This window comes from Streptomyces sp. NPDC050528 (assembly GCF_044457795.1).
GTDB lineage: Bacteria > Actinomycetota > Actinomycetes > Streptomycetales > Streptomycetaceae > Streptomyces.
Map to the genome: position 1 here is coordinate 501,038 of NZ_JBITHH010000004.1, position 12,823 is coordinate 513,860.

Sequence of the window (12,823 nt, forward strand, 5' to 3'; positions counted from 1 at the left end):
GCACATCCGGTGGCCGGGAGTCGCCGTCCGGGAAGCGGCGGCGCGGTGGCCGTCGAGGGTGTCGGATCCCTCGACGGCACCCGCCCGGGCAACTGGTGTTGCCGGACACGTCAGTTGAACTCCCTGGCCTGGTTCACGGAGCCTCGCCCCGGAGGCTCACCGGAACTCGTGCACCACCCGGATCTCGCCGACGATGTGGGCGTTGAACTCGGCCAGCTCCTCGGCCGGCACCCACAGCTCCAGGATCGTCCGGCCGCCCGCCTGCTGGACGGGATACCGGGACAGGAACTCCGACTCCACCTCGAAGCGCGTCACGAAACCGGCGCCGTCGTGCTTGACGTTCCAGTCCCTGGCGATCCTGATCGCGTAGTCCTCGTTCAGCACCGGGTAGAAGATCGGCTGCTCGGGCAGCCGGGGCGGCCAGGCACGCCAGTCGAGAGCACGGACCAGGTCCAGCTCCTTGGGGCCGGTCGGGCGCCAGAGGGTGGTCGTCGGTCGGCGGTTCGTCATCGGAGTGGCTCTCTGCAAGGGGGATCAAGGGGTCGGACCGGGTCGGACGATATCGGCGGTGAGGGCCGTGCGGCCAGGGAGTTTCGCCCCCGCGACCAGCCCCGCGCCCCGACCCGATGGCACCGCACCACGGGTCGCTACCGGCCGAACGCCCGCGCGGGTGTTGGTATGGGGAACGGCAGAAAGGGACGGTCTTGGACGGCGACGGGGTTACCGGGTCAGAAGCGGGTGCGACGGATCGGTTCGCGCTCGCGCAGCGGGCCGTTTCGGCCATCGGGTCGACGCTCGACGAGCGCAGGACGGCGGCGGAGTGCGCGCGGTTCCTCGTCGACGGGCTGTGCGACGCCGCGGCCGTGGACCTGTTCGCCCAGGACGAGGAGCGCCCGGCGCGGCACGCCATGCTGCACCCGATGGCGAAGGCGGGCCGCAGCGAACTGCTCGACAGCCTGCGGACCGCACCCCGCGAGGACGTCATGGTCCGCGCCCTGGACGAGGGCCACCCGATCACCACGTCCTTCACCACCAACGACCACGGCGTACTGGCCGCCCTCTCCGTCCCGTTGACCGCCTGGGGCAAGGCCTACGGCGCACTCCTCGCGATCCGCGCCGGCCGGACCTTCGGCGACGACGAGGCCGCCGCCGTGCACTACGCGGCCCGGCTCACCGCCGCCCATCTGCACCACGCCGTCGAACACCACCGCCTGCGCACCACCGCCCTGAACCTCCAACAGGTCCTGCTCACCGAACCCAGCCGCCCCCACCCCAACGTCGAGATGGCCACCCGCTACCTCCCGGCGGGCAGCGGCACCCTCGTCGGCGGCGACTGGTTCGAGGCCGTACGCCTGCACTACGGCCGCACCCTCCTCGTCATCGGCGACGTCATGGGGCACGGCCTGGACGCGGCCGTCGACATGAACGCGTACCGCTCGATGCTGCGCTACGTCGCCTCCACCGACCTCCCGCCCCATCGCATCCTGCGCCAGATGGACGCTGCCATGTCCGAGGAGCACAACCGGCGCCCCGCGACCTGCCTGCTCGCCCTCCTCGACCCGGACCGGGGCACGGCCGCCTTCTCCAGCGCCGGCCATCTCTCGCCCGCCGTCTTCCACCGCGACGGCGCCGGCGAACTGATCCCCGTCCCCGTCGGCCCACCCCTCGGCACGGGCCTCGCCGACTACGAGATGACCACGCTCACCCTCACCCCCGAGGACACCCTGGTCATGTTCACCGACGGCCTGGTCGAGCGCCGCGGCGAGGACATCGACATCTCCCTCGCCCGCCTGGCCCGCCTCCGCCTCCACCCCGGCCAGGGCGTCTCCCGCCTCCTCGACGACATCGTGCTGCGCCTCCACGTCCAGGAGGCCGAGGACGACGTGGCCGCGATCGCCGCCCGACTCCGACCGAGAAATCCGGCATAACGGGTCAGTCGCGCTACGGGCTACTGCGGGCTGCTTCCGGGTGGTTCTCGCCGATCCACCCGATCTTTCCGTACGCGTGTCCGCGTTCCCGTACGGCTGTCCGGGCGCGGGCCGGATGTGGCGCCCGGTGAACTTCGCAATCGGGAAACGAATCGGCCACCGGAGCCCTCGGTCCCGCCGGCTCATGCGCAGGCCAGCCGTCTCCCAATGTTTGGCAACACCCGAGCAACGCCCCGATGTTGCCGGTCACGGCTTGGCCAACCCCTTTCCGCACGTTGGCCGCAAATTCATCGCACGCCCCTGACACCCCATACCGAAAGGGGCGGAGAGTGATCCGAGGTCTGGTCCACGAGATCCCTCGAAGCTCTTCAAGAAGGGGCAATCATGGCCGAGTTGACACGTCGCAGACTCCTGGGTTCCGCCGCGGGCGCGGTGGGCGGCGCCGCGGCGCTCTCCCTCCTCCCGCCGAGCGTCCAGAAAGCCGTCGCCGCAGAACCGCCGAAGAACGGCTCGCTGCGCGACATCGAACACGTCGTCATGCTGATGCAGGAGAACCGGTCGTTCGACCACTACTTCGGCACGCTGTCCGGCGTTCGCGGATTCGCCGATCCGCACGCACGCAAACTCGACACCGGGCGCAGCGTCTTCTACCAGCCGGACGCGGTGAACCCGAAGGGCTACCTCCTCCCGTTCCACCTCGACACGCACACCTCCAGCGCGCAGGCCATCCCGTCCACCAGCCACGCCTGGTCGGTCCAGCACCAGGCCTGGAACAACGGCAAGATGGACCAGTGGCTGCCGGCCCACCGCGCGGCCGACGGCGTCAACGGCCCCTACGTGATGGGCTATTACACGCGCGAGGACATCCCGTTCCAGTTCGCGCTCGCCGAGACCTTCACCATCTGCGACAACTACTTCTGCTCGGTGTTCGGGCCCACCTGGCCCAACCGGCTGATGTGGATGACCGGTTCGATCGACCCCGGCGGCACGCAGGGCGGCCCGATCATCAGCAACGTCGCCCCGACTCCGTACCGTTGGACGACATACGCGGAGCGCCTCCAGAACGCCGGCGTGAGCTGGAGGGTGTACCAGGAGGAGGACGACTACGGCACCAACATGCTGGAGCAGTTCGCGTCCTTCAAGAACGCGCAGCCCGGCTCCGACCTGTACGAGCGGGGTGTACGCCCGCAGCCGCACGGCACGTTCGAGGACGACGCGCGCAACGACCGGCTGCCGACGGTGTCGTGGATCTGCCCCACGAGCTACCAGTCCGAGCACCCGGACTACCTCCCGGCCGCCGGCGCGGACTACGTCGCGTCGAAGATCGAGGCGATCGCGTCCAACCCGAAGGTGTGGCGCAAGACCGCGTTCATCCTCAACTACGACGAGAACGACGGCCTGTTCGACCACGTCGTGCCGCCGACCCCGCCCGCGGGTACGGCGAACGAGTTCATCCAGGGTCTGCCGATCGGCGGCGGCTTCCGCGTCCCCGCGATCATCATCTCGCCCTGGACCGTGGGTGGTTGGGTCGCCTCGGAGGCCTTCGACCACACTTCGGCACTGCAGTTCCTGGAGCGCTTCACCGGCGTCGAGGAACCGAACGTCACCGACTGGCGCCGTGACACCTTCGGCGACTTCACCTCCGCGTTCCGCTTCCGCGACGCCCGCCCGCGCTCGCCCCGCCTGCCCGACGACACGGCGGAGCAGCTGGAAAAGGCGAAGGAGGAAGTGGCAACACTCCCGAAGCCCACGCTGCCGGGTGCGGACCAGAAGTTCCCCCACCAGGAACGGGGCCGCCGCCCGCACGTCTGACCCGAACTGGTGTGGTGGGCGGCCCTGGTTGGTGTCTTCCAGCCGGGGTCGCCCGCGCGACAGGGGCGTTGGTCGTCGCCTACGGCCTGGCCCTCGTCGCGGGCGGTGTCACCCCGAGAGAGCCCTTCGCGCCGCAGCCACCGCCCGATCGGCATAGCCCCGGCCGAACAGCACCACATGCACCAGCAGCGGAAACAACTGGTGCAGCCCGATGCGGTCGGTCCAGTCGGGGGCGAGTGGGGTGGCCTCCTGGTAGCCCTCCAGTACCTCGGACAGGTGCGGGCAGCCGAAGAGGTGCAGCATTGCCAGGTCGGTCTCCCGGTGTCCGCCGTGTGCGGCCGGGTCGATCAGCCAGACGTGCCCGTCCGATCCCCACAGGACGTTTCCGTTCCACAGATCGCCGTGCAGCCGCGCGGGCGGCTCGGCGGGACCGGCGAGTTGGGGCAGGCGCTCGCAGACCTGCTCGATCACGGTCGCCTCGGTGGGCCGGATGGTGCCCGCGTCGACCGCGCGGCGCAGATACGGCAACACCCGTTGTTCCGCATACCAGTTGGGCCAGTCGGTGCCGGGCACGTTGCGCATGGGCGCCAGCCCGATGTACGCCTCCGTCGGGCCGCCGGGCGGAGGTGACCCGAACGCGGGTGCGCCGGAGGCGTGCAGGGCGGCCAGGTCGCGGCCGAACCGGACGGCCGCTCGCGCACTCGGCGGCCCGGTCGGGACGCGGTCGGTGACCAGCCAGTTCCCGTCCTCCCCGCGCACCGCAGGCACCAGGACCGCCCCGGCCTCCGCCAGCCAGCGCAGCCCCGCCGCCTCCGCCCGCACCGCCCCCGGCGCCTCATCACCCTTGACCACCACCAACTGCCCGCCGTCGAGGGCGACTTCGGTGACCGCCCCGGACAGCGGACGCTCACCGGTGACCGCGCACCCGGTCAGCCGGGACGCGGCGGCGCCCGCACGCTCGCCTTTGATCACGGTGCCGGCGTACGAGCGGAATCCGGGCGGACGTGCACGCACGGTGAGGTGCAGAGCCCGGACTCGTGCAGTACCCGGTCGACCGTCCCGTCCAACGGGCTCGTCGCCGGGATCACCGTCTCGACGCCATCGGGCAGCAGGTCCAACGGCGTGTACCACTCCCGGAGTTGCTCCTCGGTGACCTCGTCGGCGATGGGCTTCGTCGCGTGCCGGGCCAGGGTCTCCTCGAACGGTACGTCGAGGTAGTAGCAGTGCGTGCGGCCCGGATGATCGGAGAGCAGACCGGCCAGCATCTCGCCGTAGTGGGGGAAGTAGAGGATGCCTTCCAGCACGGTGTGGAAGCCGTGCGCCAGGGCGTGCCGGACGGTCAGGTCGATCAGGCCGATGTTCGCGCCGCCGGGGATGTCCCGCTCGCGCAGCACCTCGCGCCGGAGGACGTCCTGGCGCACCAGAGCGACACCCCGGCCGTACCGCTCACGCAGACCGGTGGCCACAGAGCTCTTGCCGGAGGCGCTGTTGCCGCGCAGCACGATCAGCCGGGTGGGGGAGGAAGGCGTTGTCACCGGGGCACCCTATCCACCGTGTGGCACTGAGTGACCGGCTGTACGCAAAGTGCCCCCTGGGGTGCATCCGGTCTGCTTATATCGTGGGAAAATGGTGTGATAGCGGCGATTGGTGGCAGGGCCATGACGGACGCGAAGATCGACTACGCGGCGGTGTTCCAGGGGCTGCCCGGCATGGTGGCCCTGCTGACCCCCGACCTGGTGTACGCGGACGCCAACGAGGAGTTCCTGCGCATGTCCGGCCGCACCCGCGAGCAGGTTGTCGGCCGCTTCCTCTTCGACGTCTTCCCCGACAACCCGAACGACCCGGCCGCCACCGGCATGCGCAACCTGGAGACCTCCCTGCGCCGGGTCATAGCCACCGGCGAACGCGACGCGATGGCCCTCCAGCGCTACGACGTCGAGTCGACGACGTGTCCCGGCGAATGGGAGCAGCGCTACTGGAGTCCGGTGAACGCCGCCGTGCTCGACCCGGACGGCAAGGTGGTGCTCCTCGTCCACCGGGTCGAGGAGGTCACCGAACTGATCCGGGCCCGCGCCGGGTCCGGCGGCGGCCGCACCCGCGTGCTGGAGGCCGAGCTGTACACCCGCGCCCGCGAACTGCAGGAGGTCAACGAACGCCTGCGCAGCGCCCACGCCCGCGAACGCGAGGTCGCCCTCGCCCTGCAAGAGGCGATGCTGCCCACCCGCCGCCAGGGCGCGAGCCACCAGATCGCCGTGCGTTACCGGCCCGCCGTCGGCTCCCTCAACGTCTGCGGCGACTGGTACGACGTCGTCGACCTGGTCGGCGGCAACCGCATCGGCGTCTCCGTCGGGGACGTCGTCGGCCACGGCCTGGCCGCCGCCGGCGTCATGGGCCAGCTGCGCAGCGCCCTGAGCGCCACCTCCCGGGTCGCGGACGGCCCTGCCGAGGCCCTCGACGTCCTGGGCCGCTACGCCAACGTGGTCGACGGCGCCGAGTCCGCCACGGTGGTGACGACCTTCGTCGACTTCGACCGCCTCACCATCACCTACAGCAGCGCCGGACACCCACCGCCCGCCCTGGTCCATCCCGACGGCCGCGTCGAATTCCTGGACCGGGCCACCGACCCACCGCTCGACGCCCGTCCCGACCCGATGCCCCGACCGCAGGCCGAGACCACGTTCTCGCGCGGCTCCACCCTGGTCCTCTACACCGACGGCCTGATCGAACGCCGCCGCGAGGACATCGACAAGGGCCTGGCCCGCCTCGCCGACTCCCTGCTCCGCCACCAGAACACAGACCCGGAATCCCTCGCGGACGCCGTACTCCTCGAACTCCTCCCGCACGGAGGCGCCACCGACGACACGGCCCTGATCATCGTGCGGCTCTGACCAGTCCGACAGCGGTCCGTGTCGGCCCTGTTCTCGTACTAGCCAGCGCCAGGTGATGTGTGGCACTGAGTAACTACTTGGGGCTGTGGTCGCATTGCTTGAGGGCGGCGAAGTCGGCATGCGCGGTCTCGACGGCCTCCGGGTACGCCTGGGTCTTCTCGTGCTCGGCCAGCGCCTGGTAGATGCTGGAGAGGCTGGGGCACTGTCCCTTGCGGCGGCCGGTGGGGATGAGCAGGTCGGGCTGGATGGCCCCGACCATCTCGCCGTTCGCGCGACGGCGGAGCACGGTGTGCAGCATGTCGTCGGTGATGGCCGGGGGCCGGCCGCCGTGGTTGCCCTTGCGGGCCGCAGTGTCCAGTACTTCGAGGGTGGCTTCGCGGATGTTCTCGCGCTCGGTCTGGAGTTCCGGGGTGAGAGTGGAGCAGCGTGCGTATCCGATGCGGATGTCGGCGCCGGGGGTGTCCGGGTCGACGGGCGCGGGCGCGGGGGTGCCAGGTCGCCACGGCTGGCCTGGGCCACGGTCGGCAGGGGTGGGCATACGCAGGAGTTTCGCGAGCCGGGGCACCTTGGTGAAGCGGCCGGTGTGCCGAGTCCCGGCGACCGCACCCGAGCGCGAGCGGCAGGGCGAACCTGGGTGTGATGGCCCGTCCTGAGCCCGGATGCTGTCACAAACATTTCCCAGAACATGCTCGATTCCACTTTTGAGTGAGAACGAGTTGTGACAGTGAATCCGCGATCCGGACCTCTTCCGTCAATCCTTTCCGAGCTTGCTCCGGGAAAGGGTCGTTTGTGAGAGGGCCGAAGCAGAACCGGCGCTTACGCCAACCGCCGCGCGGTCTCGTCTTCGGCGGTCGATCCGGTGTTGCTTCGTCCGCCGAGAGTTGTCGCGTGCTCGGGTGGTGCGTCCATACGCACATACGCACCACCCGAGCAGCACGGTGACTATTCAGGCAGGGGGAGGTGCCCGATCACCTTCTGGCCAACGAACGCGGACAATCGCACCGCGTGGTAGGCGTAGTCACGCATGGTGTCCTCGTAGGTGCCGATACCGTCGAGGAGCGGCTTGTCGCCGTGGGCGACGGCGAGCAGTTGCTCGCCCAGGGTGTGCGCGTCGCGTAGCGCGGTGTTGGCGCCGATGCCCAGAGCGGGGCTCATGGCGTGGATCGCGTCGCCCATGACGGTCACGTTGGAGGGCTCCCAGGCGTCGGCGGGCACGCAGCTGCGGCACTTGAGGGCCTGCACGGTGGCGGTGTCCCACAGCCGGACCGTGTCGACCAGGGCGGGGTGCCAGGTGGCGACGCGCTGCAGGGCATGCGCCTTGAGCTTGTCCGGGCCGGCGGTGAACAGCTCGTCGTCGGGGAGCATCCGGTCGGCGAGGGAGTTGAAGATGCTCAGCGCGTAGTTGGCGGTGGCCTCACGCCGGAAGTCGGGCTGCTGCTCCGCGATCAGTGGCGAGGTGGGGTCGGTGCGCTCGAGCGGGCCAAGGGTCAGCCCGGTGAAGTCGGCGTCGTAGGCAAGCGAGAAGGCGTTGAACATCTGCGCCGGCAGCTTGGCCTTGGCCTCGTCGGTGAGGTGGATCTTCGCGGCGATGTGCCGCGAGCCGAGATCGGCGATCTGGACCTGGGGCAGGCGCTGGGCGCGCACGGAGGAGTTGATGCCGTCCGCGGCGATCAGCACGTCGGCCTCGACCGTGGCCCCGCCCTCCAGGAACACGGTGATCCTCGAGTCGGGGTTGGTGCGGTAGCCGGTGACCCGGCAATCGAAGTGCACTGCCTCTTCCAGGCCGAGGTAGAGGATGCGGCGCAGGGTCGAGCGGCACACCACCAGGTGCTCGGGGATGTCGGTGGGCACCCCGGTGCCCTCGGTGGCCGACCTGTCCCGGCCAGGGCGGAGGTTGAAGTGCTCGTCGAACAGCAGCATGTCATCGCTCGGCATGCCGCATGTCGCCAGGAACAGCTCCCACAGGCGCGGCTCCAGCGCTGCGTGCAGCGCGGAGGTGCCGGTGGAGTTGATGTGGATTCGGTACCCGGCCTCGCGCGCCGCCACGTTGGCGTCGCGCTCGTAGACGGCCACGTCCAGGCCGTTCCGGTTCAGGTAGTGGGCCAGCGTCAGCCCGGCGAGTCCGCCGCCGGCGATGACGATACGCATTCCAGACACAGTACTCCCAGTGCAGATTTCTTCTCGTACTCGGAGCACACCAGGACTCCCCTAAAGAGGAGGACGTTGACGCAGCAGAGCGGAAACCCGGTGCTTGCGGTCCGGACTACCAACCGGAAAGCAATTTCGTGTGCCCCAGAAGTGTACACCGAAAGGCCGCAGTCAGCTGCCGATCATCCCTCTGATTTGTTGTTCTTCACTGATCTCGCACTCCCGCAGCGACTGCCGAGACAAATGGCGAGTCCGGCCTTGACGAATCGATGAAAGTCTGGTCAGGGAGGAAAAGATTTGACCGTCCCGGGAATTTCTGCTCGCATTCGCCCAATTGTTGTCTTGCCGCACATGGGGTGGAGTGGAAAGGGTTGCCCCCGCCGGGTCCGAGCCGGAATGGAAAGAAAATCCGGCTGCCCCGGCGCTCTGCTCGCGGAGCTCGTCGTACCCACCGGGCAGGGCACCAGGTGTCACGCCGGGGCTGCGGCTGTCGCCCCCTGCGGGGTGCGCGGGCCAGGCACCGTCGCTCGGACGGACAGGTCGAGATCGAGGCGGGTGCTCAGGTCCAGCTCGAACCGGCCGTACGGATTCACGTGCGTCCAGAACAGCGGCGACAGCGCCCTGCGGTCCGGGCCGGTCAGCTTGTCCGCCCACTTCGGATCGGCCAGGACCTCCTGCATCGGCAGCGTGTTGGCATGCACTGGAGCGGACTGGAGCAGATGCAGCGCGAGCACGATGACCTCCAGGGACTCCTTGTCCGAACCGGCCAGGTCACCGTCCTTGCCGTAGCAGAGGTCCTTGTTCGTGGAGTTCCAGTTCTCCACCACCTGCAATCCCTCGTGCACCTCCGGGCGCATCTCGACATCCGCGAGGCAGTCGCAGACGAACGAGGTGCGCACCGCCCGCCCAATCAGGTCTTCCGGCTCCCAGTTCTGCCGGATCCATCCCGCCCCTCGCCGTCACTCGTTCAACTCGACGAGGCGGTCAGGGCGGGGAGGCGAGGGCTATGGAAGTTACTCCGTGCTGCACGCCGCATGGCGGTAGCTATACGAGAACAGGGCCGTGTCATACGACGATGGAGGTCATCGCCGCCCACAGCAGCGGCGAGTGCTCGATACGGCCGTCCGCGCGCCAGCGGTCGAGCTGCTCGCGCTGCCACTGACCGAGGCTCCGCACGGGGTCCTCATGCTCGTGTGCCGTGTCGACCGCGATGATCGCCTCCGTCAACGGGCGTACGGACTCGGGCAGTTGGGCGAGCCGGTGGAAGGCGAAGCTGGTCGGCAGCACCCAGCGGGTCGCGGTGACGAGCTCGGCGCCGTTGTGCAGCATCGCCGTCGCCAGACCGAACGACTCCGCGAACCGCAGATCGCCGCCGCTCTCACAGCCGATGAGGGCGACCCGGGGCGGCGCGGGCCAGATCCGCGCGCCCGGCTCGCCGTCCGCGCGCAGGGGGAGCGAGCCCAGCAGGAGGTCCTTGGCGGAGAGCGGCCGGTGGGTGCGGAGAGGTTCGGCGAGGCCGGTTGCCTCCGCGTCGCAGCACAAGTGCAGGGTGCCGTCCTCGCTCTGGCCGCCCTCGACCGGCGCACCGCTCACATGGCCGACGTACATCAGCCTGCGGGCGCCCTTGCGCAGCACGCCGCTCAGCCAGTCCCGGTCCAGGTCGGTGCGGCGGAAGGCCTCAGCCGGGGTGGCGACGGACGGTACGACCGCGCCCGCGTCGAGGCGGCGCCGGACCAGCGCGAGCAGCTCCGGGTCGGAGCCGGGCGGCCCCAGGACCGAGCCGAGCGGGGAGTCCGCGCGGAATCCGGGGACACGGGGGTCGAGGACGAGAACGACCGGGTCGGCGTCCGTGCCCTGCGGCTTCGGGGCCGCGTCCGTGCTCTGCGGCTTCGGGTTCGTCGGAGTGCGTGGCCGCAAGGATGCCGGTGCGGTGGTCACGACATCGGCCAGGTCGATGAGCCGTACGTCGGTGCCGTCGTCGACGGCGAGCAGTTCCCAGGGGACCTGGGCGACCCGGGGCGAGGGCTGGATCCGTACGAGGGGACGGCCAGCCTGTTCCGCCACCTGGCGTATCTGCGCGGTCAGTTGCTCCGGCCACAGCGCCTCGGCCAGTGACCGCGCGAGCCGACGTTCGCTGCCGTGCTCGGCCAGTGCGCCCGAGTCGAAGGCCCGCCGCATGCCCTCCGCGCCCTCGCCCACTCCCGGCAGCGCGTCGGTCAACTCCCGGACGGCCTGGTCGACTTCGCCGCCGGGACCGTGACCGGTACCGAAGCCCCGGGCCCCGCCCGCCCACGTCCAGGTCATGAACAGATCGCCCACGTCGGCCAGTCGGACCTGTACCACCGGGCGGCTCGTCAGGTCGTCCGTGATCCAGAACGGCACCGCCTCCTCGTCCACGATCCGCCGGTGATAGCGGAACTCGGCCCCCGCGATGTACTCCTGGAGCGCGACACGGTTCGGATCCGACTGCGCCGACATCCGCACCTTCGGCGGCGGCGCGACCCGCAGACCGACCGAGGCGGCGGCGCCCGCCGCGACACCGCCGAGGGCCATGGTGCCTTCGGCGTGATCGTGGTTCGGGTACGACTTCATGGCCGCGCTCGGGAAGACCGACGCGGCGTCGGCGTCGGCATTGGCCAGTGCGGCGGGCGAGGTCCGGTCCAAGGCCAACGAGGCGCCCGCGCACCGGTGTTCGGCCAGTTCGAAGAGCAGGCCCTGGTCCTGTCGGCGGATCGCGAGGCGGAACACCAACTGCATGGCCTCGTCCGCGAGTTGGAGCCATTGACTACGGGCGTGGGCGGTCGCGAAGTCGTAGCGCGCCGCCTCCAGGGCCAGTGCGGCGGGCAGGGCGAGGGAGAGCGCGGTGTCGACGGACGCCCGCTCGTGGTCGCCGTGGTTCGTCCGATTCAGGTTGTCCTCAAGAGTGCGCGCGAGCATGAGGTCGACCTGCGCGCACCGCTCGTACACCTTCCGCTCCTGATACACGTCCCGGGCGGTCTGGGCCAGCCGCTTCATCTCGTCGATGTCGCCCTGGTCGTAAGCGTGTTGGGCGCCCAACAGCATCGTGTCGGCGGCGGCGATCGAGGCGCCGAGCCGCTCAAAGCGGGCCAGGCTCGCCGCCAGCAGCTCCTCCGCGCCGAGGGCGTCACCGCGCCGCCCGGCGAGAAAGGCACGGGCCTGCTCGCAGACCGCCAGGTCACCGAACCACCGCTGCTGCTCGAAGAACGCGGACGCCTCCGCGAACAGCCGCTCCGCCAGGTCGAGTTCACCCCGGTGCATCGCCGTGTACGCCCGGTGCGCGAGCAGCGTCCGCTGCCCACCGGTGTCCCCGATCGCCCGGAAGTGGTCCTCCGCGCGGGCGAAGTAGTCCTCGGCCGGGTCGAACCGCCCGGTCGAGGAGCAGATCACTCCGAGGGCGACCAAGAGCCGCGGGATGGTCTCCACCGCAGTCGCAGGCGTGGTCGAGAGCAGCGCCGACGCCTGGTCCTCGGCCGCTCCCCACTCACCCCGGTCCATCAGCAAGTGCACGCGGTTCAGGCCGAGTTCGGAGGTGCGCAGTCCGTCGGGGTCGTCGAACTCGGGCAGCTTGACCGCCGCTTCGTCGAGACGAGCCAGCGCCTCGTCCAGCCGCCCGGTCCTGCGCAGAAGGTCGGCTCCGGCGATCAGCGTCCGCAGCAGCATCTCCAGCCAGAGTTGCCGGCCGCGCGGGCCCATCGGCGCCGACGTGATGCCGTCGAGCAGGGCACGGGCTTGTTTGTTGGTGTCCTCCGCTCCGGCCAGGTCTGTCGCGACGAGGCGGACACTTGTGATGTCCGCCAGCAGATGCGCCCGCAGGAATCGCACGTCGGGGGAGTCCTCGATGGACTCGGCCAGGGTGAGCAACTCCTCGTAGACGGCGATCGCGGCAGGGAGATCGGCGGCCAGTTGATGTTCCTCGGCCAGGGCGAGACCGCTGTCGAACGGCTCTCCGTAGAGCCGAATCACCCCCTCGTCCACGCCGTCGTCCGCCCCGTTGTCCACCGTGGCCTCTTCCTCGTCAGGCATCCG

General features: G+C 70.1%; 10 protein-coding genes. 3 read left to right on the top strand and 7 right to left on the bottom strand.

The genetic code is table 11. The features are described 5' to 3' along the window. Positions 1 to 156: 156 nt before the first annotated feature. Positions 157 to 510: a hypothetical protein gene (locus ACIBK4_RS17200; protein WP_398995562.1), complete on the bottom strand. Its 354-nt coding sequence runs from the start codon at positions 508 to 510 to the stop codon at positions 157 to 159. Positions 511 to 704: 194 nt separating this feature from the next. Here ACIBK4_RS17200 and ACIBK4_RS17205 point away from each other — a divergent pair, with 194 nt between their 5' ends. Both ACIBK4_RS17205 and ACIBK4_RS17210 read left to right on the top strand, forming a co-directional pair. Next, a complete protein-coding gene (locus ACIBK4_RS17205) occupies positions 705 to 1,928 on the top strand; it encodes a PP2C family protein-serine/threonine phosphatase (protein WP_398995563.1) in 1,224 nt (407 codons plus the stop codon). A gap of 384 nt (positions 1,929 to 2,312) precedes the next feature. Beyond that, a complete protein-coding gene (locus ACIBK4_RS17210) occupies positions 2,313 to 3,740 on the top strand; it encodes an alkaline phosphatase family protein (RefSeq protein WP_398995565.1) in 1,428 nt (475 codons plus the stop codon). A 108-nt stretch (positions 3,741 to 3,848) separates the two neighbouring features. Here the strand turns inward: ACIBK4_RS17210 and ACIBK4_RS17215 are convergent, their stop codons facing one another. Both ACIBK4_RS17215 and ACIBK4_RS17220 read right to left on the bottom strand, forming a co-directional pair. Beyond that, positions 3,849 to 4,712 carry a fructosamine kinase family protein gene (locus tag ACIBK4_RS17215; protein ID WP_398995567.1) on the bottom strand — a complete coding sequence of 288 codons (864 nt, stop codon included), beginning with the start codon at positions 4,710 to 4,712 and terminating at the stop codon, positions 3,849 to 3,851. After that, complete coding sequence (locus ACIBK4_RS17220; protein WP_398995568.1) at positions 4,709 to 5,275, bottom strand: AAA family ATPase; 567 nt, start codon at positions 5,273 to 5,275, stop codon at positions 4,709 to 4,711. The genes ACIBK4_RS17215 and ACIBK4_RS17220 overlap by 4 nt, the downstream gene beginning before the upstream one ends. Positions 5,276 to 5,398: 123 nt before the next feature. Between ACIBK4_RS17220 and ACIBK4_RS17225 the strand changes: the two genes are divergently transcribed. Beyond that, entirely contained in the window at positions 5,399 to 6,628 is a 1,230-nt protein-coding gene (locus ACIBK4_RS17225) for a PP2C family protein-serine/threonine phosphatase (RefSeq protein WP_398995569.1), read from the top strand. Positions 6,629 to 6,701: 73 nt separating this feature from the next. On the opposite strand, the gene ACIBK4_RS17230 is transcribed toward ACIBK4_RS17225, so the two are convergent. The 4 genes from ACIBK4_RS17230 to ACIBK4_RS17245 all read right to left on the bottom strand — a co-directional run bounded on the left by ACIBK4_RS17230 (position 6,702) and on the right by ACIBK4_RS17245 (position 12,820). Further along, positions 6,702 to 7,166 (bottom strand): hypothetical protein, encoded by a 465-nt coding sequence (locus ACIBK4_RS17230; RefSeq protein ID WP_398995570.1) that lies wholly within the window; start codon positions 7,164 to 7,166, stop codon positions 6,702 to 6,704. A gap of 404 nt (positions 7,167 to 7,570) precedes the next feature. Then, positions 7,571 to 8,776 carry an FAD-dependent oxidoreductase gene (locus ACIBK4_RS17235; RefSeq protein WP_398995571.1) on the bottom strand — a complete coding sequence of 402 codons (1,206 nt, stop codon included), beginning with the start codon at positions 8,774 to 8,776 and terminating at the stop codon, positions 7,571 to 7,573. A gap of 470 nt (positions 8,777 to 9,246) precedes the next feature. Beyond that, positions 9,247 to 9,675, bottom strand: a complete 429-nt coding sequence (locus ACIBK4_RS17240) for a Tn3 family transposase (protein ID WP_398995572.1) — start codon at positions 9,673 to 9,675, stop codon at positions 9,247 to 9,249. Between the two features lie 166 nt (positions 9,676 to 9,841). Next, positions 9,842 to 12,820: a hypothetical protein gene (locus ACIBK4_RS17245; RefSeq protein WP_398995573.1), complete on the bottom strand. Its 2,979-nt coding sequence runs from the start codon at positions 12,818 to 12,820 to the stop codon at positions 9,842 to 9,844. Positions 12,821 to 12,823 lie beyond the last annotated feature (3 nt).